Raw genomic sequence first — 19,548 nt, forward strand, 5'->3', positions numbered from 1 at the left:
TCATCCCTGGGTCTTCTGGATAGCTTCGCGAAGCACCTGGCGGTCGTCGAAGGGACGGATCACGCCGGCGATGTCCTGGCCCTGCTCGTGACCCTTGCCCGCGACCAGCACCGTGTCCCCGGCCTGGGCGCGGCCCACGGCGGCGGCGACGGCGGCGGCCCGGTCCTCGAAGAGGAGCACCTCGCCGCGCTCGTGCGCGGGCACCGAGGCGGCGCCCTGGAGCATGGTCGCGAGGATCGCGAGGGGATCCTCGGAACGGGGGTTGTCGGAGGTCAGTACGGCCGTGTCGGCGAGCCGGGCCGCGGCGGCGCCCATCGGGGCGCGCTTGGTCCGGTCGCGGTCGCCGCCGCAGCCGAGGACGACGTGCAGCCGGCCCTTGGTGACCTTGCGCAGCGCCCGGAGCACCGACTCGACCGCGTCCGTCTTGTGGGCGTAGTCGACGACCGCGAGGTAGGGCTGCCCGGCGTCGACGCGCTCCAGGCGGCCCGGTACGCCCGGTACGGCGGCGATGCCGTCGGCGGCGGCCTGCGGGTCGAGGCCGGCGGCGGCGAGGGCGACGATGGCGGCGAGGGTGTTCGCCACGTTGAAGGGGCCGGCGATCGGCGACCTGGCGTGGATCCGCTCGCCGCCGGGGCCGAGGACGGTGAACGTCGAGTCCATGGGGCCGATCTGGACGTCCTGGGCGCGCCAGTCGGCGTCCGGGTGGCCCTCGGCGGAGTAGGTGACGACCGGGACGGTCGCCTCCTCGGCGAGCCGGCGGCCGTACTCGTCGTCGGCGTTGACCACGCCGAGCCTGCTGCGCTCCGGCGTGAACAGCTGCGCCTTGGCCCGGAAGTAGTCCTCCATGTCGGAGTGGAACTCCATGTGTTCCGGGCTGAGGTTGGTGAAGACGGCGATGTCGAAGACGCAGCCGTCGACCCGGCCGAGGACCAGGGCGTGGCTGGAGACCTCCATGGCGACCGCCTCGACGCCGCGTTCGCGCATGACGGCGAACAGGGCCTGGAGGTCGGTGGCCTCGGGGGTGGTGCGCTCGGACTTGATCCGCTCGTCGCCGATGCGCGTCTCCACGGTGCCGACCAGGCCGGTGGCGCGGGCGGTCCGCAGGCCGCCCTCCACCAGGTAGGCGGTCGTGGTCTTGCCGGAGGTGCCGGTGATGCCGATCTGGAGCAGATCGCGGCCGGGGTGGCCGTAGATCCGGGCCGCCAGCTCGCCCATCCGGCCGCGCGGGTCGTCCACGACGAGGACGGGCAGGCCGGTGGCGGCGGCGCGTTCGGCGCCGCCGGCGTCCGTGAGCACGGCGACCGCGCCGAGGCCGGCGGCCTGGGTGGCGAAGTCGGCGCCGTGCAGCCGGGCGCCCGGCAGGGCGGCGTACAGGTCGCCGGGGCGGACGGCGCGCGAGTCGTGGGTGATCCCCGTGATCCCGGCGGCGGCGTCCGGAGCGGCGGTACCCAGCTGATCGGCCAGTTCCGCGAGGGGTGTGGCGGAGACCTGGACCGGTCGCGGCGGTCCCGGATATGTCACGGAAGCGCCCTTCTGGGTGGTTTGGGACTGATCAGCGTGTGGCACGGCGGTGAGCGTACCGGGCGTACCGGCTCCGGAGCGAAGCGAGGGCCTGTCGGCCCCGTGGTTCCCGGCGTCGGGAGTGATCGTTGTCACGGGTTCGTTCCTGGTGTTTCCGTGCTGACCAGTGGGGTGCTGATCAGGGCTTGTACTCGACGGGCAGGCTGGCGGGCCTCGCCCCGGTCGGCGGGACCTGGAGGGTCTTCAGGGCGAACTCCATCACCTGCTTGTAGACGGGACCGCAGATCTGGCCGCCGAAGTAGCTGCCGGAGGTGGCGTTCTGGATGGCGCAGTAGACGGTGATCCGCGGCTTGTCGGCGGGCGCGAAACCGGCGAAGGACGAGGTGTAGCCGCGGTAGCGGCCGGTGGCCGGATCCACACGGTTGGCCGTGCCGGTCTTGCCCGCCACCCGGTACCCGGGGATGCGGGCCTTGATGCCGGTGCCCTGCTCGTCGTCGACCACCGACTCCAGCATCCGGGCGAGGTTCTCGGCGGTCTTCTCGCTGACCACCCGCGTCTTCTCGGGCTTCGGCGCCGGGGTGAAGCGCCCGTCGGCGCCCTTGGTGCCGCGCACCAGGGTCGGCTCCACGCGGACCCCGCCGTTGGCGATGGTCGAGTACACGGAGGCGGCCTGCATGGCGTTGATGGAGAAGCCCTGGCCGAAAGGGATCGTGTACTGCTGCGAGGTGGACCACTTCTGCGGCGGCGCGAGGATGCCGGGGGTCTCACCGGGGAAGCCGAGGCCGGTGTAGCCGCCGATGCCGAACTTGCGCAGGTAGGAGTAGAGGACCTTGTTGGCCTCGGACTGGCTCTTGGCGAGTTCGCCGGTGGCCAGGATGGTGCCGATGTTGCTGGACTTGGCGAGCACGCCGTTGAGCGTGAGGTACCAGGTGGCGTGGTCGATGTCGTCCTGGAACAGCCGGTCGCCGCGGTGCAGCCGGTTGGGTACGACGACGTGGGTGAGGGGGGTCGCCGCGTTCCGCTCCAGCACGGCCGCCATCGACATCACCTTGGCCGTGGAGCCGGGCTCGTAGGCGTCCTGGAGGGCCGCGTTGCCCATGGCGTCACCGTCGGCCTTCGCCAGGTCGTTGGGATCGAAGCCGGGCGAGTTGGCCATGGCCAGGATCTGGCCGGTGCGGGTGTCCTGGACGATGACGTAGCCGCGGTCGGCCTTGGAGGCGCGCACCTGCTCGCTGATGGCGTGCTGCGCGGCCCACTGGATGTCCCGGTCGATGGTCAGCTCGACGTCGGCGCCGGGCACGGCGGGCGTCTCCGTCGACCCGACCGTGGGCACCTCGCGCCCGCCGGCCTGGGCGTAGCGGACCTTGCCGTCCTTGCCGGTGAGCTGCTTGTCGAGCTGCTGCTCGACGCCGCCGCCGCCCTTGCCGTCGGCGTTGACCCAGCCCAGTATCCCGGCGGCCAGGTCGCCGTTGGGGTACACGCGCTGGCTGCTGGGGTCCGCGAAGACGCCGGCCAGCACGTTGACGGTGGTGTGGTCGGTGCCGGACTTGTTGGCGAGCGCGGTCTTCAGGTCCCTGATCTGCTTCCAGACCTGCGGGGTCTGCCGGGCGGCCAGGCGGGTGTAGCGGGAGTTCCTGTTCGCGGGCCGCAGCTTCCCGACGAGCGCGGCCTGGTCCTGCCCGAGGATCGGGGCGAGCAGCGCGGCGGCCCGCTCCGGCCCGTCGGCGATCTTCAGCTGCTTGGCGCTGAACATCGTCGGGTCGGCCGTGATGTCGTAGGCGTCCTCGCTGACGGCGAGGGCGACGCCGTTGCGGTCGGTGATCTCGCCGCGCTCGGCGGCCAGGGTGTGCACCACGTACCGGTTCTCCTCGGCCCGCGCCGCGTACGCGCTCGCGTCCACGGCCTGGACCTGGAGCAGCCGTACGACGAAGACGAGCAGCACCAGCGTCAGGGCGAGGCCGACCAGGCGCAGCCGGGGCCGGGGGCTGCCGAGCCGGAGCGGGGCGGGCGGCATGGGCCGGGCCCCGCCGGGTCGGCGCGCCGGGCGCGCTCCCGGGCCGGGCTGCCGCCGGACGGGCCCCCTGGGGCGCGGCGGCCTGGCGGGCGCGGGCACACGACGGCGCGGCGGTTGCCTGTCGGACACTTCCGTCACCTGCCGGGGGTCGGGGTGGACACGGACGGGGGGACGGCGGTCGGGGCCGCGGGAGGCGCCGGGAGCACGGGCACCGGGCCGGTGGGGGCCGGCGCGGGGAGCGGGGCGCCGGGCGGGAGCGGTGTCTGCGGAGCGGCGCCCGGGCCGGAGAGGGACGTGGTGCCGGGGGCGGCGCCCGGGCCGGTGAGGGCCGCGGTGCGGGGTGCCGCGCCGGGGACGCCCTTGACGGTGCCGTCGGGGCCGAGGAAGGCGGGGTCGCCGCCGGGGACCATGCCGAGTTCGCGGGCGCGCCGCTGGAGGGCGTCGGGGGCGGAGTAGGCGTCGATGTCCCGCTGGAGGGCCTGCTCCTCGTCGGTGAGGGTCTTCGTCCGCTTCTGCAGGTCGGCGAGTTCGAACGAGCCTTCACTGAGGGCGGAGTTCAGCACCAGCAGCCCGATGAGGCCGCCGCCGAGGAGCAGGACGACGAGGAGCACGAACGGGGTGCGGGCCGCCTGGGCACGGCCCGCCGGGAAGAGCCGGGCCAGCCGGGCGGCCCTCCCCTTCAGCTCGGGTTTCCTGCTCACCGCTCCCCCGGTACGGGGATGCCGCTCCCCCGGTGCGCGGAGGAGACCCTCCGACCCGTCTGGCTCACTCCACGTCCTCCCTGATGCGCTCGGCACCCCGCAGTCTGGCCGGTGCCGCCCGGCGGTTCTCGGCGATCTCCTCCTCGGTGGGAAGTTCGGCACCACGGGTGAGCAGCTTGAGCCGCGGCTGGTACCGCTCGGGCACGACCGGCAGCCCGGGCGGCGCGGTGGAGGCCGCCCCGGCCGCGAACACGTGCTTGACCAGCCGGTCTTCGAGCGAGTGGTACGACAGCACGGCGACACGCCCGCCGACGTCCAGGGCCTTCACGGCCGCCGGGATCGCCCGCTCCAGCACGGACAGCTCGCCGTTGACCTCGATGCGCAGCGCCTGGAAGGTGCGCTTGGCCGGATTGCCCCCGGTGCGCTTGGCGGCCTGCGGCAGGGCGTCCCGGATCAGTTCGACGAGCCGCGCGCTGGTGCCGAACGGCTCCTTCTCGCGCTCCCGGACGATCGCCGCGACGATCCGCTTGGCCTGCTTCTCCTCGCCGTACGCGCGCAGGATGCGCACGAGTTCGCCGGGCGGGTAGGTGTTGAGGACCTCGGCGGCGCTGATCCCGGTCGTCTGGTCCATGCGCATGTCCAGCGGCGCGTCCTGCGCGTAGGCGAAGCCGCGGCCGGCCTCGTCGAGCTGCATGGAGGACACCCCGAGGTCGAACAGCACGCCCTGCACGCGTGCCGTGCCGAGCCGGTCGAGGACGTCGGGCAGCTCGTCGTACACGGCGTGCACCAGGGTGGCGCGGTCGCCGAAGGGCGCCAGCCGCTCGCCGGACAGGCGCAGCGCCTCCTTGTCCCGGTCCAGGCCGATCAGCCGCGCGCCGGGGAACCGGGTCAGCAGCGCCTCGCTGTGCCCGCCGAGGCCCAGGGTGCAGTCGACGACCACCGCTCCGGGGCGCTCCAGGGCGGGCGCCAGCAGGTCCAGGCACCGCTGGAGCATCACCGGGACGTGTCGACTCTGGCTCAAGGGGGCCTCTCAGTTCCGGCGGGCCGTACGCACCGTCGGTCCCCCGAGCCGTACGTACGCGCCGCGCGCGCGGGGAGACGGTCCGGACGGTGCCGGGGTCTCCGGGGGTCTCACCAGCGGGGAGAGACTCGTCTCCCGCTTTCGCGTCACTTTAGTCCACGCCGTCGCCGGGTCAATCAACCGGCCTGCGCGTCGCGCACCGCGACGCGCGGGGACGCGTGCCCGCCCCGGCCCACCCGTTCGGCCGGTCTCCGCCCGCTCTGTGGGTTCGCTCACAACGAACCGCGATGGCGCTCTTTGTCCCCTCTCACGACGGGCCGGGACACCACGTGACCAGTAACGTCGTCGGCATGACGACTTCCGCAGCAGCACCCGCCGGATCCGAAGGCGCCATAACGGCCGGCGACCGCGTGACCGACCGCCTGGTCGCGGCCAACCGCACGTACGCCGAGGCCTTCGCCGATCCGGGCATGGACGCCAGCCCCGTCCTGCGCGTCGCCGTGGTCGCCTGCATGGACGCCCGGCTCGACCTGCACCAGGCCCTCGGTCTCCAGCTGGGCGACTGCCACACCATCCGCAACGCGGGCGGTGTGGTCACCGACGACGTGATCCGGTCGCTGACCATCAGCCAGCGCAAGCTCGGCACCCGCAGCATCGTGCTGATCCACCACACCAACTGCGGCCTGGAGGCACTGACCGAGGACTTCCGCTCCGAGCTGGAGATGGAGGTCGGGCAGCGGCCGGCCTGGGCGGTGGAGTCCTTCCGGGACGTCGACCAGGACGTGCGCCAGTCCATGCGGCGGGTGCGCACCTCGCCCTTCCTGCTGCACACGGACGACGTCCGCGGTTTCGTCTTCGACGTGCGCACCGGTCTGCTGCGCGAGGTCGACCCGGCCTGACGCGGAACGTACCGGCCGGCCGCCCCGGGACGCGTCCCGCCGGCCGTGCCGGAAGGACGGCCGGACACGTCGTATGACCGGCATCGCCGGGGGCAGTTGTCCACAGGCGGTGACACGAATCGGTAACGGCGGCAAGAATGCGGGGAGTGGCGGCACGCGGAACCTTTCCCGCGTGGTGCCCGTGTTTCGGGGTGGGCCGGTTGCGCAGTGACAGCGTCGGCCCGGCAAAGAACGGGCCGAGGAGGGCCGGGGTGACGACCTATGACGATCGAGCGAGCCTCACGGATGTGACCGCCACCGTGGAACGGGTGCGCGGTTCGGTGGAGGGCGTGATCGAGGGGAAGCCCGAGGTCGTACGGCTCGCGCTGACCGTGCTGCTCGCCGAGGGCCACCTGCTGATCGAGGACGTCCCCGGAGTGGGCAAGACGATGCTCGCCAAGGCGCTGGCGCGGTCCATCGACTGCTCGGTGCGGCGCATCCAGTTCACCCCGGACCTGCTGCCCTCCGACATCACGGGCGTGTCGATCTGGGACCAGCAGCGGCGGGACTTCGAGTTCAAGCCGGGCGCCATCTTCGCGCAGATCGTGATCGGCGACGAGATCAACCGCGCCTCGCCCAAGACCCAGTCCGCGCTGCTGGAGTCCATGGAGGAGCGGCAGGTCACCATCGACGGGCAGACGTACGAACTGCCCAGCCCCTTCATGGTGGTGGCGACCCAGAACCCGGTCGAGATGGAGGGCACCTACCCGCTGCCCGAGGCCCAGCGCGACCGCTTCATGGCCCGCGTCTCCGTCGGCTACCCGAGCGTGGAGTCCGAACTGCGGATGCTCGACGTGCACGGCGGGGTCAGCCCGCTGGAGGACCTCCAGCCGGTGGCGCACGCGCACGAGATCGTGAAGCTGGTCGAGGCGGTGCGCGGGGTGCACGTCGCCGAGCCGGTCCGGCGGTACGCGGTCGAACTGGTCGCCGCCACCCGCACCCACCCCGACCTCCGGCTCGGCGCCTCCCCGCGCGCGACGCTGCACCTGCTGCGCGCGGCCAAGGCCACCGCGGCCCTGGCCGGCCGGGAGTACGCGCTGCCGGACGACGTGCAGGCGCTCGCCGTCGCCGTCCTCGCCCACCGTCTGCTGCCCACGGCGCAGGCCCAGCTCAACCGGCGGACGGCCGAGCAGGTGGTGCTGGAGATCCTCCAGCGCACCCCGGTGCCCTCGGGCCCGGGCCGGCCGGGCGGCCTCGGTGATCTCGGCCGCGTCGTCCCGGCCTATCCCCAGCAGCCTCCGCGGGGTCTGTGATGAACTTCGGGGGGACCGGGCCGGCGGAGCCCGACGGCGGGCAGCCGGGCGGCGTCCGCACGGCCCTCGCGGGCCTGACCACCCGCGGCCGTTCCTTCCTCGCGGCCGGCATCGCCGCCGCGGTCTGCGCGTTCCTGCTGGGCCAGAGCGATCTGCTGCGGGTCGGCCTGCTGCTCGCCGTGCTGCCCCTGATCTGCGCCACCGTGCTGTACCGCACCCGCCACCGGGTGGCCGGGAGCCGGCTGCTCGCCCCCGGGCGCGTGCCGGCCGGCGGCGAGGCCCGGGTCCAGCTGCGCATGGACAACGTCTCCCGGCTGCCCACCGGCCTGCTGATGCTCCAGGACCGGGTGCCCTACGTGCTCGGGCCGCGGCCCCGGTTCGTGCTGGACCGGATGGAGCCGGGCGGCCACCGCGAGGTGTCCTACCGGGTCCGCTCGGACCTGCGCGGCCGCTATCCGCTGGGTCCGCTCCAGCTGCGGCTGACGGACCCGTTCGGCATGTGCGAGCTGACCCGGTCCTTCTCGGCGCAGGACACCCTGACGGTCGTCCCGCGCGTGACACCGCTGGCCCCGGTCCGCTTCGCCGGAGAGGCCAAGGGGTACGGCGAGGGGCGCCGGCGCTCCCCGGCCCTGGCGGGCGAGGACGACGTGATCCCGCGCGGCTACCGCTACGGCGACGACCTGCGCCGGGTGCACTGGCGCTCCACCGCGCGCTACGGCGAGCTGATGGTGCGCCGCGAGGAGCAGCCCCGGCGCTCCCGGTGCACCGTGCTGCTGGACACCCGCGGCGGCGCCTACGAGGGCGCGGGCCCGGACTCGGCCTTCGAGTGGGCCGTCTCCGCCGCCGCCTCGGTGCTGGCGCACATGCTGGAGCGCGGTTTCTCGGTACGGCTGCTGACCGACGCCGGCGGCACGGTGCCCGGCGAGGGCGGCGACGGCTTCGCGGGCTCCGGCCAGGAGGCGGCGGAGGCGGCCGGCCTGATGCTGGACGCCCTCGCGGTGATCGACTACTCCGACGGCACCGGCCTGTCCCGCGCCTACGACACGCTGCGCGCCGGGAACGGGGGGCTGCTGATCGCCTTCCTCGGCGACCTGGACGAGGACCAGGCCGCAACGGTCGCCAGGATGAGCCGGCGCGGCGGCGGGGGTGTCGCCTTCGTGCTGGACCCGGACACCTGGACGCGGGAGGCGACCGACGTGCCCCGGCCCGGCGACCGGCACACCGAGCGGCTGCGGCTGCTGCGCGAGGCGGGCTGGACGGCGCTGAGCGTGCCGCGCGGCGCCGCGCTGGACGAACTGTGGCGGCAGGCGGACCGGGAGCGCTCGGCTCTGGCGTCGCCGGGCGGGGAGGCGTGGGGATGAGCGGACGGGCACGACTGGCGCTGTGCGCGGCGGCGGCCACGCTGATGGCGTCCTGCGCGCTGCTGCCGCTGGTCGCCAAGCCGACCTGGCTGCTGCAACTGGTGCCGCTGGTGGCCGTGCAGACCGGCGTGGGCGCGGCGGCCCGGCGGGTGCCGCTGGGCCGGTCGCTGACCGTGGCGGCGCAGTTCCTGGTCACCCTGGTGCTGCTGACCCTGGTGTGCGCCCGGCAGCACGCGATCGCCGGGCTGATCCCGGGTCCGGACACCTTCCGGTACCTCGCCGAGCTGCTCGGGCAGGGCACGGACGACATCAGCCGGTACGCGACACCGGCGCCGGTCACCGACGGCATCAGGCTGATGCTGATCGGCGGGGTGCTGCTGATCGGGCTGCTGGTGGACACGCTCGCGGTGACCTTCCGCAGCGCGGCCCCGGCCGGGCTGCCGCTGCTCGCGCTGTACTCGGTGGCGGCGGGCCTGTCCGACGGCGGCGCCGACTGGCTGTGGTTCCTGGTGGCGGCGGCCGGCTATCTGATGCTGCTGCTCGCCGAGGGCCGGGACCGGCTCGCCCAGTGGGGCCGGGTCTTCGGCGGCGCCCCCCGCGCGCCGGGCGCCCCGGAGGCGGGGCCCCTGACCCCGGTGCGCACCGGCCGCCGGATCGGCGCGGTCGCGCTCGGCGTGGCCCTGATCGTGCCGCTCGCGCTGCCCTCGCTGCACGGCGGCCTGCTGGACGGCGCCCGCGACGGCATGGGGGCGGGCAGCGGCGACGGGGGCACGATCTCGGCGGTCAACCCGCTGGTGTCGCTGCGCGACAACCTGAACACCAACGACGACCGCCAGGTGCTGTCCCTGCGGACCAGCACCAACGACCTCTCCGACCTGTACTTGCGGATCGTCTCCCTGGACGACTTCGACGGCACCACCTGGAAGCCGGCCCAGCGCCATGTCGTCGACGTGCCGGAACCGCTGCCCACGCCCATCGGCCTGGCGGACGACGTCCGGCGCGGCACGATACGGACGACGGTCACGGCCGCGGAATCCTACGCCCAGGACTGGCTGCCGATGCCGTACCCGCCGAGCAAGGTGCGGGTCAGCGGCCGATGGCGGTACGAACCGGTCGGCATGACCCTGGTCGGCGACCACGGACAGACCACGCGGGGCGAGACCTATCAGGTGACCAGCCTGGACGTGGAGCCGACCGCGGAGCAGCTGGCCGCCGCGCCCCGGCCGCCGGCCGCCCTGCGGGACGAGTACACGAAGGTGCCGGCCTCGCTGCCGAAGGTGGTGGCCCGCACCGCCAAGGAGATCACCGAGGGCACGCGCAGTCACTACGAGGAGGCGGTCAAGCTCCAGGACTACTTCGCCGTCACCGGTGGCTTCCAGTACGACACCCAGGTGGAGGTCGGCCGGGGGTCGCAGGCCATCGCGAACTTCCTGGAGAAGAAGCAGGGCTTCTGCGTCCACTTCTCCTTCGCGATGGCGGCGATGGCCCGCACCCTGGGCATCCCGGCCCGGGTGGCGGTGGGCTTCGCGCCCGGCACCCCGCAGGGCGACGGCACGGTGGCGGTCAACCAGCGGGACGCGCACGCCTGGCCCGAGCTGTACTTCGAGGGCGTGGGCTGGACCCGGTTCGAGCCGACCCCGTCCCGGGGCACCACTCCGTCGTACACCCAGCCGGACACCCCCGGCAGCTCGCTGCCCCAGGAGGCGCTGCCGTCCCGGGGCAGCGCCTCGGCGCCCTCGGTGCCGGCCTCGCCGAGCGAGAGCTGCGCCGGGCCGCGCCGGCTCGGGGCCTGCGACAGCCCGTCCGCGGCGGCGGCGGTGCACCACGGCCACGACGACACCGACTGGTGGGCGTGGCTGCTGGTCGGGGTGGGCGCGCTGGTGGTCCTGGCGGCGCTGCTGGCACCGCTGCTGTGGCGGCAGCGGGTGCGCGCGCTGCGGCTGGGCGGGCACGCCCGGACCCCGCAGGGCACGGCGGCGCACACCCTCGCGGCCTGGCAGGAGCTGACGGACAGTGCCTGGGACCACGGCGTCCCGCCGGACGAGTCGCTGACCCCGCGCCGGGCCGCCGAGCGGATCGTCCGGCTGGGGCGGCTGGACGCGGCGGCCGGGGCCGCGGTGCACCGGGTGGCGGACGCGGTGGAACAGGTGCTGTACGCGCCCCGGCCGCGTCCGGCGGCGGGCGCGGCGCAGGACGTGCGCCGGGTGGTCGAGGGGCTGGGCGCCGTGGTGGGCGCCGGGACCCGGCTGCGGGCGCTGTTCCTGCCGCGCTCGTCGGTCCGGGCGTGGTGGGCGGTGACGGCCCGCTGGTCGGCGCTCCGGGCGCGGGCCGCGGCGGTGGCCCGGCCGGCGCCGCGCCGGCCGTCGGGGCAGGAGGGCTGAGCCCACGGACCGAGGGCACGACTGAGGGGCGGCCACCTCGCGGTGGCCGCCCCTCACGTGTGTGTCCGCCGGATCAGCGGCCCTGTTCGTCCCGGCGGCGCTGCCAGCGCTGCTCGATGCGGTCCATCATGGAGCGTCTGGGCCGCACCTGCCGGCGGGCGACGCCCGGCGGCTGCTCGCCCGGTTTGGGTGTCTTGCGCCAGCCGGTGACGGCCAGCACGGCGCAGCCCAGCATGACGAGGAAACCCACCACGCTGACCCAGATCAGCTGCATGACCATTCCGGTCATGAGGAGCGCGATACCGATGAGGAAACCCGCGACCGCCTGGTAGACCCGCCGACGGGTGTACGTCCGCAGCCCACTTCCCTCAAGCGCCGACGCGAACTTGGGATCTTCGGCGTACAACGCTCGCTCCATCTGCTCGAGCATGCGCTGCTCGTGCTCTGAGAGCGGCACGGAGTCCTCCTCATCGTGCAGTCGCCGGGGCGACCCGGGGGGTCCCTTCAGGATAGGCAGGGAATCGCCCCCGTGAAACCCGCCCCTCTACGCCAATTGGCCAACCGGATTCCGTCATGGCCGTCCGGCTCGCTGAGGCTTCCATTCCCCGGCGGCCGACTCGTCATGCCGAGCGGTGTACCTCGATCATACGGCGCAAACCGCTCGATCGGGGGGCCTGTGGTGTACTCCATCCGCGGTCGAGGCGCTGATCAGCGACTGTTCCCGTTGGTGCCCCCAGGACGCTCGAGGCCCCCATGGCACTCGGATCCCGGCGGCACTCAGCTCCCGGTGGCACCCGGAGTCTCGCCGAGCACATGGAGCTGGGTGGCGACCGAGTGGAACGCGGGCAGTTCGGCCGCCGCGGCCTCCAGCCTCAGCAGCGCGTCCACGGCACCGGGCTCGGTGTCCACCAGGACGCCGGGCACCAGGTCGGCGAAGACGCGCACGCCGTGCACCGCGCCGACCCGCAGGCCGGCGCCCTCGACCAGCGCGGTGAGCTGCTCGGCGGTGAACCGGCGGGGCATCGGGTCGCCGCCGCCCCAGCGGCCGTGGGGGTCCTGGAGGGCCTGGTGGGCCTCGGTGAAGTGGCCGGCGAGGGCACGGGCGAGGACGGCGCCGCCGAGGCCGGCGGCGAGCAGGCTGAGGACGCCCTCGGGCCGCAGCGCGGCGACGGCGTTGCGCAGGCCCTCGGCCGGGTCGTCCAGGTACTCCAGGACGCCGTGGCACAGGACGGCGTCGTAGCCGCCGCGCTCGACCACGTCGAACAGGCCGTGCGCGTCGCCCTGGACGCCCCGGACCCGGTCGGCGACGCCGGCCTCGGCGGCGCGGCGCTCCAGGGCGAACAGGGCGTTGGGGCTGGGGTCGACCACGGTGACCCGGTGGCCGAGGCGGGCGAGGGGCACGGCGAAGTTCCCGCTGCCGCCCCCGGTGTCGAGGACGTCCAGCGAGTCCCGGCCCGTGGCCTTGACCCGGCGGTCGAGGGCGTCCTGCAGGACGTCCCAGACCACGGCGGTACGCAGGGAGGCGCGGGGGCGCGACGGGTCCGACACGGCAGTTGACTCCTCGGCGGGTCTGAAGGACTTCAGGCGACTCCACCCTATTGCCTCCGGCCCCGCGGCAGGTCATCGCGTCGGCGTCGGCCCCGGTGCGTCGGTGTCCTGGCGGGGCTGGGGCAGGACCGGCTGGAGGTGGAGCATCCGCTCGACGATGCGCAGGAACATCGCCGCGTCGCGTATCAGGTCGTCGGCGTCCCGGCGGCCGGCCGCGCCCCGGATGCCCGCCTCGGCGCGGGCGCGGCGCGCGGCGCCGGAGGCGAACAGGGCGCTCCACTCGGTCAGCTCCGGGGCGATCTCGGGCAGCACCTCCCAGGCGCTGCGGATGCGGGCCCGGCGGCGCGCGGAGCTCTCGGGCCGGCCGCGTGCCGCGAGCACGGCGGCGGCGGTGCGCAGGGCGGCGAGGTGGGCCGTGGCGTAGCGCTCGTTCGGGGTGTCCAGGATCGCGGCCTCCTCCAGCCCGGCCCGGGCCTTGGCGAGCAGGTCGAGGGCGGCGGGCGGGGCCGTGGCCCGGCGGAGCACGGGGTGCACATCGCTCGCCGGGCCGGTCAGTGAGGGGGCAGGGCCGGTGGCGCGGCGCCGGCGGGCGGCGGCTGCGGACGAGTGGGCCATGACGAACCTCCTGTCGTCTGGGTGACGGCACGTGTGCCGTATGTACCCATCGTGAGGTATGCCACTGACAATCCGTTCCGAGCTGGGCTTTCACCGTTTCCGAGGGGACGGGCGCGGCCTTCGCGGGCGGGGGCGCCCGGGCGGGCCGGGCCACGGCACCTGTGCGGGCCGGGCCGGGGGCACCTGTGAGAATCGGGGCCATGGAAAGCACCAGCGCCAGGCCGGGCGGGAGCACGCGCCGCGAGGCCACCCGGCAGAAGCTCTACGAGGCGGCCGTCACGCTCATCGCCGAGCAGGGCTTCTCCGCCACCACGGTGGACGAGATCGCCGAGCGGGCCGGGGTCGCCAAGGGCACGGTCTACTACAACTTCGCCAGCAAGTCCGTGCTCTTCGAGGAACTGCTGCGGCACGGTGTGGGCCTGCTCACCGCGTCCCTGAAGGAGGCGGCCGAGGGGACGGCGCGCGCCGGGGGCGGCAAGGTGGACGCGCTGGACGCGATGGTCCGCGCGGGCCTGGTCTTCATCGACCGCTATCCGGCCTTCACCCAGCTCTACGTCGCCGAGCTGTGGCGCACCAACCGGGCCTGGCAGTCCACCCTGATGGTGGTGCGGCAGCAGGCGGTCGCGGTGGTGGAGGGGGTGCTGCGCGAGGGCGTGGCGGCCGGCGAGTTCAGCGACGAGATCGACGTGCAGCTGACGGCGGCGGCGCTGGTCGGGATGGTGCTGGTGGCCGCGCTGGACTGGAAGTCCTTCCAGCCGGAGCGCTCCCTGGACGACGTCCACGCGGCCCTGTCCCGGCTGCTCCAGGGGCGGGTCAGCGGCCGCGTCTGAGGCGGCCGGGCGCCGGCAGGCCCCGCCGGCTCCGGGGGGACGAAGGAGAGGCGCCGGTCCGTTGCCGGTCCGGCGCCTCCCCGTTTCCCCCGTGATCCCCCGTGCTCCCCCTTACTTCCTTCCCGTACTCCCCCGTACGGGTTCCCCCTGTCCGGACCCCCGTGGCGGTCGTCCCCCGAGGCCCCCCGTCTCGCTTCCGCCGACGGATCGGCGGAAGGAGCGGCCGGCGGTCCGGGCCCGGTTCCGCCGCCCCGTGTCGGCGGTGCCGGGCCGTCCCCCTGCCGTGCCCCCACTCTCCCGTCCCGGCGGCCGGCGACCCATCCGCGCGGGTACTCATCCGGCGGTCTGAGTACGGGTACTCAGCCCTGCGCGCGCGTGCCCACGCCGCCCGCCCGCCGACTGGCTACGATCGCCTTCGTGTCCGTACTCCCTCTGGTCTTCACCAGCGGCTGGGCCAGCGGCGTCAACGCCTACGCGGTGGTGCTGCTGCTCGGCCTGTTCGGCGTGACGGGGATCGGCGCGGACGTGCCGCAGACGTTGCAGCGCCCGGAGGTGCTGATCGTCGCGGGCGTGCTGTTCCTCTGCGAGACCGTCGCCGACAAGGTCCCGTACGTGGACTCGCTGTGGGACTCCGCGCACACGGTGGTCCGTCCGCTGGCCGGCGCCTGGGTGGGGGCGCTGCTCGCCGGGCAGAGCGGGTCGGTGTCCGACGTGGCGGCCGGGCTGCTCGGCGGCTCCACGGCGCTGGCCAGCCATGCCGTGGAGGCCGGGACGCGGATGGCGGTCAACGCCTCGCCCGAGCCGTTCAGCAACATCGTGCTGAGCGTGGCCGAGGACCTCGGCGTCGGGGGCGTGGTGGCGTTCGCGATGTTCCATCCGGTGGCGGCGGCGGTGATCGCGGGCGTCCTGCTGGCCGGCGGGCTGCTGGCCCTGGTGTTCCTGTTCTCGCGCATCCGTCGCTTCCTGCGCCGCCGGGCCCGTCGGCGCGAGGCGCGGCGGCCCGCCTCGCGGCCCCGCTGACCTGCGCCGGGGACGCCCGGCGTCCGGATTGTCGGTGGCGGTCGATAAAGTCGCGGGCATGGCACGGATTGCGGTGATCGGCGCCGGGACGGGCGCGATGGCGGCCGCCGCCCGGCTGGCCGTCGCGGGCCACCGGGTGGTGGTGTACGAGCGTACGGAGACGTACGGCGGTGCGGTGCGCCGGTTCGAGCGGGACGGCTTCGGCTTCGACACGGGCCCGGGACTGCTCACGCTGCCCGCGGTCTACCGCGACCTGTTCGTGAAGACCGGCAAGGAGCCGCTGGAGGACCGCGTCGAGCTGGTCCAGGTCGACCCCTCGTCACGGCACCTCTTCGCGGACGGCAGCGGGGTGGCGCTGCCCAACGCCTCGCGCGCGGGGGTCGTCGCGGCCCTGGACGAGGCGCTGGGCGCGGGCACGGGCGAGCGCTGGGGCGACTTCCTGGTGCGGGCCCGCGAGGCCTGGGACCGCACCCGCCGGCCGCTGCTGGAGGAGCCGCTGTGGCCCAACTGGCGGGTGCTGGCCGAAAAGGAGCCGTATCCGGCGGTGCCGCACAAGCGGCTGCTGCGCACGCGCCGGGCCGCGACACTGGCCGAGGTCGGCGCCTGGGAGCTGCGGGACGAGCGGCTGTCGGCCCTGCTGACCAGTTATGCGCTCGCGCACGGCCTGGAACCCCGGACCGCTCCGGCGAGCGCGGCCGTGCTGGCGTACATGGAGCACGCCTTCGGCACCTGGTACGTGCGCGGCGGCATCCGGGAGCTGGCGCGCGCGGTGTACGAGCGGTGCCTGCAGCGGCGGGTGGAGTTCGTCTTCGGCGCCGAGGTCACCCGGATCGTGGAGAAGGACGGCCGGGCGGCGGGCGTGGAGCTGGCCGGGGGCGCGGTGGCGGAGGCGGACCACGTCGTGGCCGACGTCCATCCGGCGCGGCTGCGGGCGCTGACGGAGCGTGTGCTGGACGGCGAGGACGAGGTGCGGGCCGACCCTGAAACCGCGCCGCCCGGCCGGTTCACCGTGCTGCTCGCCCTGCGCGGCGCCCCGGAGCCCGGCGCCGCGCACCGCACGGTCGTGCATCCCGCGGACCCGGAGCGGGAGTGGGACTTCCTGGCCTCGCCGGGCGGTGACGAGCCGCCCGCGCCGACGGTGACCGTGCTGCGCCCGGACGATCCCGCGCTGCGGCCGGACGACGGCCACGAGTCGGCGGTGCTGTCCGCCGTGGTGCCCACGCGGGCCCCCTGGGACGACGGGCGCACGGCCGCCCGGTACACGGACCTGCTGCTGGAGGCCGCCGGGCGGGCGATACCGGACCTGCGGGACCGGCTGCTGTGGCACGAGGTGCGGACGCCGGGCGCCACCGAGGACGAGACGGGCGCCCGCGCGGGGGCCGTGCCCGCACCCGCGCTCGCCGCCGGTGCGGGGCGCTTCCTGCATCCGGCGAACACCACGCGGCTGCCGGGGCTGTACCGGGCCGGCGGCTGGGCCCACCCGGGCGGCGGACTGCCGCACGCCGGCATGTCGGGCGCCCTGGTGGCCGGGCTGATCGTGGAGGGGCCGCGGTTCCGGGGCTCGCAGTGAGCGGGGGCCGGTCGGCTCAGAAGCGGTACTGCTCGTCGTAGCCCGCCCCGTCCGGCTGCCGCGGGTACGGCTGCTCCGGAGGGAGTTCGCCGCCGTGGCCGTCGTCGGTGCGCTGCTGCGGCACCCACACCCCGCCGGGCGGGGTCTCGGCGTAACCGGCGGGGGCGTAGGGGTCCTGGGGGTGGCCCGGCTGCTGCCCGTACTGCCCGGCGTAGCCCTGGTCGAAGGAGACGTAGGGCCGGCTGCCGACGTACGGGTCGGAGTAGTTGGCGTACCCCTGCTGGGCGGCGGCGGGGTCGTAGCCGTAGTCCTGCGGGCCGTAGCCGGGGTGGTCGTAGGCGGGAGCCCGCGGGTCGGGGGCCGGGTAGGCGGTGTCGCCGTAGCCGCCGTAGCCGCCGGTGTCGCCGGGCGGGGGCGCGTGGACGGCGGTGGTGGGCTCGGCCGGGCGGACGGGCGGGGTGAAGACGTCGTCGCGGTCGTGGTCGTCGTCGAAGCCGCCGGGCTCCGGGGCGTAGGGCTCCGGGGCGCCGGGGGCCGCGGGGCGGTCGGCGGCCGGGTCCGGCGGGGCCGGGTCCTTGCGGCCGTCGCGGCCGCGGCGGCGCTTGCTGGTGCCGCCGGTCCGGGGGCCGGGCCGGCGGACCGCCCAGCCGGAGGCGAAGCCGCGGCGGAACGACAGCGTGACGTAGGTCTGGCCGACCGCGAAGGCCATCGCGCCCAGCGCGATCACGATCACGGAGGGCAACAGCACCCCGATCACGACGCCGAGGAAGCCGCCGAAGGCCAGCAGCCGCCAGCGCAGCCGCGCCTTGTACTGCAGCAGCACCTCGCCCAGCAACCACAGCGCTACGCCGCCGAACGCGATGTAGAGGACCGTCCAGCCCATGTACGCCCCTCTCCCAGTGCCCGCTACTCCCCGTGACCGCTACGCAGTGTGTCCTATCGCGGTGCGGCCGGTCTAGGCCCGCGGGGGGTGGTGCAGGCCCAGGTTCTCGTAGATCTCCAGGGTCGCCGTGGAGTTGTTCAGCGTGATGAAGTGCAGTCCGGGCACTCCCTCGGCCAGCAGCCGGGCGCAGAACTCCGTGGCGAACTCGATACCGATGGAGCGTACCGCCGCCGGATCGTCCTTCGCCGCCAGGATCCGCTCTTTCAGGGCGTCCGGGACAAGGGCGTTACTGAGCTTCGGCAGCCGTTCCAGCATCTTCACGCTCGTGACCGGCAGGATCTCCGGGATGACCGGGGTGTCACAGCCGGCGGCCACCACGCGGTCGCGCAGCCGGAGGTACGACTCGGGCTGGAAGAACATCTGTGTGATGGCGTAGTCGGCGCCCGCGCGGCACTTGTCCACGAAGTGCGCCACGTCGGTGTCCCAGTCCGCCGAGCGCGGGTGCATCTCCGGGAACGCGGCGACGCCCACGCAGAAGTCGCCCGACTCCTTGATGAGCCGGACGAGCTCGGCGGCGTAGGTCAGGCCCCGGGGGTGCGGCACCCACTCGCCCATGGGGTCGCCGGGCGGGTCGCCGCGCACGGCGAGCATGTTCCGGATCCCGGCGTCCGCGTACTGGCCGATGATGTTGCGCAGCTCGGCGATGGAGTGGTCGACCGCGGTGAGGTGGGCGACCGGGGTGAGCGTCGTGTCGGCGACGATCTGCTGGGTCTCCTTGACCGTGCCCGCGCGGGTGGAGCCGCCCGCGCCGTAGGTCACGGAGACGAAGTCGGGGGCGACCGCCTCGACCCGCCGGAGCGCGCTCCACAAGTTCCGCTCGCCCTTGGGGGTCTTCGGCGCGGAGAACTCGAACGAGTACGTCGTCTTGCCGGCGGCGAGCATGTCGCGCACGGTGCGTGCGCGATCAGTCCTGGTGGACGGGGTTCCGAGGGCCATACGGGCAGGTTAGCCAGGGGTGGGCGGTCCCCCAACCGCACCTCGGAAATTGCCCGGATTGTCGGGCTGCTGTCCATCCCTTGGACACGGTTCCGGACGGTCGGGGGTCCGCCGGGGCGCTACGCCTTCCGCAGCCGCTCGGCGAAGTCCGCCGCCGCCGCGCCGGGGTCGTCCGCCTCGGTGATCGCGCGGACCACGACCACCCGGCGGGCACCGGCGTCCAGCACCTCGTCCAGGTTGCCGAGGTCGATGCCGCCGATGGCGAACCAGGGGCGGTCGGTGCCGAGACCCGCGGCGTAGCGGACCAGGGAGAGGCCCGGGGCGTGCCGGCCGGGCTTGGTGGGGGTGGGCCAGCACGGGCCGGTGCAGAAGTAGTCCACGCCGTCCTGCACGGCCGCGGCGGCGGCCTCCTCCTCGGCGTGCGTGGAGCGGCCGATCAGCACCCCGTCGCCGAGGATCGCGCGGGCCGCGGGGACCGGGAGGTCGCCCTGGCCGAGGTGCAGCACCCCGGCGCGGGCCGCGTGGGCGACGTCGGCCCGGTCGTTGACCGCGAGCAGCTTGCCGTGCCGGGCGCAGGCGTCGGCGAAGACCGCCAGGTGCTCCAGCTCCTCCGCGGCCTCCATGCCCTTGTCGCGCAGCTGCACGATGTCGACGCCGCCGGCCAGCACCGCGTCCAGGAACTCGGGCAGGTCGCCCTGGCGCCTGCGGGCGTCCGTGCAGAGGTAGAGGCGGGCGTCGGCGAGCGCGGCGCGAGCGGTGTCGGACATGCGTGGGTCCCCCCGTGGTCGGTGTCCCTGACGGTTCTCGGGGGCGGGGGGGGGGGGGGGGGGGGGGGGGGGGGCGGGGGGGGGGGGGGGGGGGGGGGGGGGGGGAACGGGGGGGGGGGGAAGGGGCAG

Annotated in this window: 17 protein-coding genes; 7 read left to right on the forward strand and 10 right to left on the reverse strand. The window is 74.7% G+C overall.

Annotation, left to right across the window (positions count from 1 at the left end; translation table 11 throughout):
- The 4 genes from ACZ63H_RS31960 to rsmH all read right to left on the reverse strand — a co-directional run bounded on the left by ACZ63H_RS31960 (position 1) and on the right by rsmH (position 5,257).
- Positions 1-1,521, reverse strand: coding sequence for a UDP-N-acetylmuramoyl-L-alanyl-D-glutamate--2,6-diaminopimelate ligase (locus ACZ63H_RS31960; RefSeq protein ID WP_469871086.1), 1,521 nt, complete (start codon positions 1,519-1,521; stop codon positions 1-3).
- Positions 1,522-1,699: 178 nt separating this feature from the next.
- Positions 1,700-3,664 (reverse strand): peptidoglycan D,D-transpeptidase FtsI family protein, encoded by a 1,965-nt coding sequence (locus ACZ63H_RS31965; RefSeq protein ID WP_469871088.1) that lies wholly within the window; start codon positions 3,662-3,664, stop codon positions 1,700-1,702.
- A gap of 5 nt (positions 3,665-3,669) precedes the next feature.
- Positions 3,670-4,236 carry a cell division protein FtsL gene (gene ftsL / locus ACZ63H_RS31970; RefSeq protein ID WP_469871090.1) on the reverse strand — a complete coding sequence of 189 codons (567 nt, stop codon included), beginning with the start codon at positions 4,234-4,236 and terminating at the stop codon, positions 3,670-3,672.
- A 64-nt stretch (positions 4,237-4,300) separates the two neighbouring features.
- The gene (gene rsmH, locus ACZ63H_RS31975) at positions 4,301-5,257 is read right to left on the reverse strand and encodes a 16S rRNA (cytosine(1402)-N(4))-methyltransferase RsmH (protein ID WP_467934657.1); all 957 of its coding nucleotides are present in this window, start codon (positions 5,255-5,257) and stop codon (positions 4,301-4,303) included.
- A gap of 287 nt (positions 5,258-5,544) precedes the next feature.
- Between rsmH and ACZ63H_RS31980 the strand changes: the two genes are divergently transcribed.
- From ACZ63H_RS31980 to ACZ63H_RS31995, 4 genes are all read left to right on the forward strand, one after another.
- Positions 5,545-6,156: a beta-class carbonic anhydrase gene (locus ACZ63H_RS31980; RefSeq protein ID WP_469871092.1), complete on the forward strand. Its 612-nt coding sequence runs from the start codon at positions 5,545-5,547 to the stop codon at positions 6,154-6,156.
- Positions 6,157-6,407: 251 nt separating this feature from the next.
- Entirely contained in the window at positions 6,408-7,448 is a 1,041-nt protein-coding gene (locus ACZ63H_RS31985; RefSeq protein WP_469871094.1) for an AAA family ATPase, read from the forward strand.
- On the forward strand, positions 7,448-8,809 hold the full coding sequence (locus ACZ63H_RS31990; protein WP_469871096.1) for a DUF58 domain-containing protein: 1,362 nt from the start codon (positions 7,448-7,450) through the stop codon (positions 8,807-8,809). The genes ACZ63H_RS31985 and ACZ63H_RS31990 overlap by 1 nt, the downstream gene beginning before the upstream one ends.
- Complete coding sequence (locus tag ACZ63H_RS31995) at positions 8,806-11,190, forward strand: transglutaminase TgpA family protein (RefSeq protein ID WP_469871098.1); 2,385 nt, start codon at positions 8,806-8,808, stop codon at positions 11,188-11,190. The genes ACZ63H_RS31990 and ACZ63H_RS31995 overlap by 4 nt, the downstream gene beginning before the upstream one ends.
- Positions 11,191-11,263: 73 nt before the next feature.
- Here ACZ63H_RS31995 and ACZ63H_RS32000 read toward each other — a convergent pair whose 3' ends face one another.
- The 3 genes from ACZ63H_RS32000 to ACZ63H_RS32010 all read right to left on the reverse strand — a co-directional run bounded on the left by ACZ63H_RS32000 (position 11,264) and on the right by ACZ63H_RS32010 (position 13,353).
- The gene (locus tag ACZ63H_RS32000; RefSeq protein ID WP_467934664.1) at positions 11,264-11,647 is read right to left on the reverse strand and encodes a DUF3040 domain-containing protein; all 384 of its coding nucleotides are present in this window, start codon (positions 11,645-11,647) and stop codon (positions 11,264-11,266) included.
- Between the two features lie 320 nt (positions 11,648-11,967).
- Positions 11,968-12,738 carry a methyltransferase gene (locus ACZ63H_RS32005; protein WP_469871100.1) on the reverse strand — a complete coding sequence of 257 codons (771 nt, stop codon included), beginning with the start codon at positions 12,736-12,738 and terminating at the stop codon, positions 11,968-11,970.
- Positions 12,739-12,810: 72 nt separating this feature from the next.
- Positions 12,811-13,353, reverse strand: a complete 543-nt coding sequence (locus ACZ63H_RS32010; RefSeq protein ID WP_469871102.1) for an SAV_6107 family HEPN domain-containing protein — start codon at positions 13,351-13,353, stop codon at positions 12,811-12,813.
- Positions 13,354-13,553: 200 nt separating this feature from the next.
- Between ACZ63H_RS32010 and ACZ63H_RS32015 the strand changes: the two genes are divergently transcribed.
- The 3 genes from ACZ63H_RS32015 to ACZ63H_RS32025 all read left to right on the forward strand — a co-directional run bounded on the left by ACZ63H_RS32015 (position 13,554) and on the right by ACZ63H_RS32025 (position 16,773).
- Entirely contained in the window at positions 13,554-14,183 is a 630-nt protein-coding gene (locus ACZ63H_RS32015) for a TetR/AcrR family transcriptional regulator (protein WP_467934668.1), read from the forward strand.
- A 417-nt stretch (positions 14,184-14,600) separates the two neighbouring features.
- On the forward strand, positions 14,601-15,203 hold the full coding sequence (locus ACZ63H_RS32020) for a DUF4126 domain-containing protein (RefSeq protein WP_469871105.1): 603 nt from the start codon (positions 14,601-14,603) through the stop codon (positions 15,201-15,203).
- 58 nt (positions 15,204-15,261) lie between these two features.
- Positions 15,262-16,773, forward strand: a complete 1,512-nt coding sequence (locus ACZ63H_RS32025) for a phytoene desaturase family protein (protein WP_469871107.1) — start codon at positions 15,262-15,264, stop codon at positions 16,771-16,773.
- Positions 16,774-16,789: 16 nt separating this feature from the next.
- On the opposite strand, the gene ACZ63H_RS32030 is transcribed toward ACZ63H_RS32025, so the two are convergent.
- The 3 genes from ACZ63H_RS32030 to thiE all read right to left on the reverse strand — a co-directional run bounded on the left by ACZ63H_RS32030 (position 16,790) and on the right by thiE (position 19,419).
- Positions 16,790-17,656, reverse strand: coding sequence for a hypothetical protein (locus tag ACZ63H_RS32030; RefSeq protein WP_469871109.1), 867 nt, complete (start codon positions 17,654-17,656; stop codon positions 16,790-16,792).
- A 72-nt stretch (positions 17,657-17,728) separates the two neighbouring features.
- Positions 17,729-18,652 (reverse strand): methylenetetrahydrofolate reductase [NAD(P)H], encoded by a 924-nt coding sequence (gene metF / locus ACZ63H_RS32035; RefSeq protein WP_469871111.1) that lies wholly within the window; start codon positions 18,650-18,652, stop codon positions 17,729-17,731.
- Positions 18,653-18,771: 119 nt separating this feature from the next.
- On the reverse strand, positions 18,772-19,419 hold the full coding sequence (gene thiE, locus ACZ63H_RS32040) for a thiamine phosphate synthase (protein ID WP_469871113.1): 648 nt from the start codon (positions 19,417-19,419) through the stop codon (positions 18,772-18,774).
- Positions 19,420-19,548 lie beyond the last annotated feature (129 nt).

It is taken from the genome of Streptomyces sp. NPDC104831 (genome assembly GCF_055583025.1).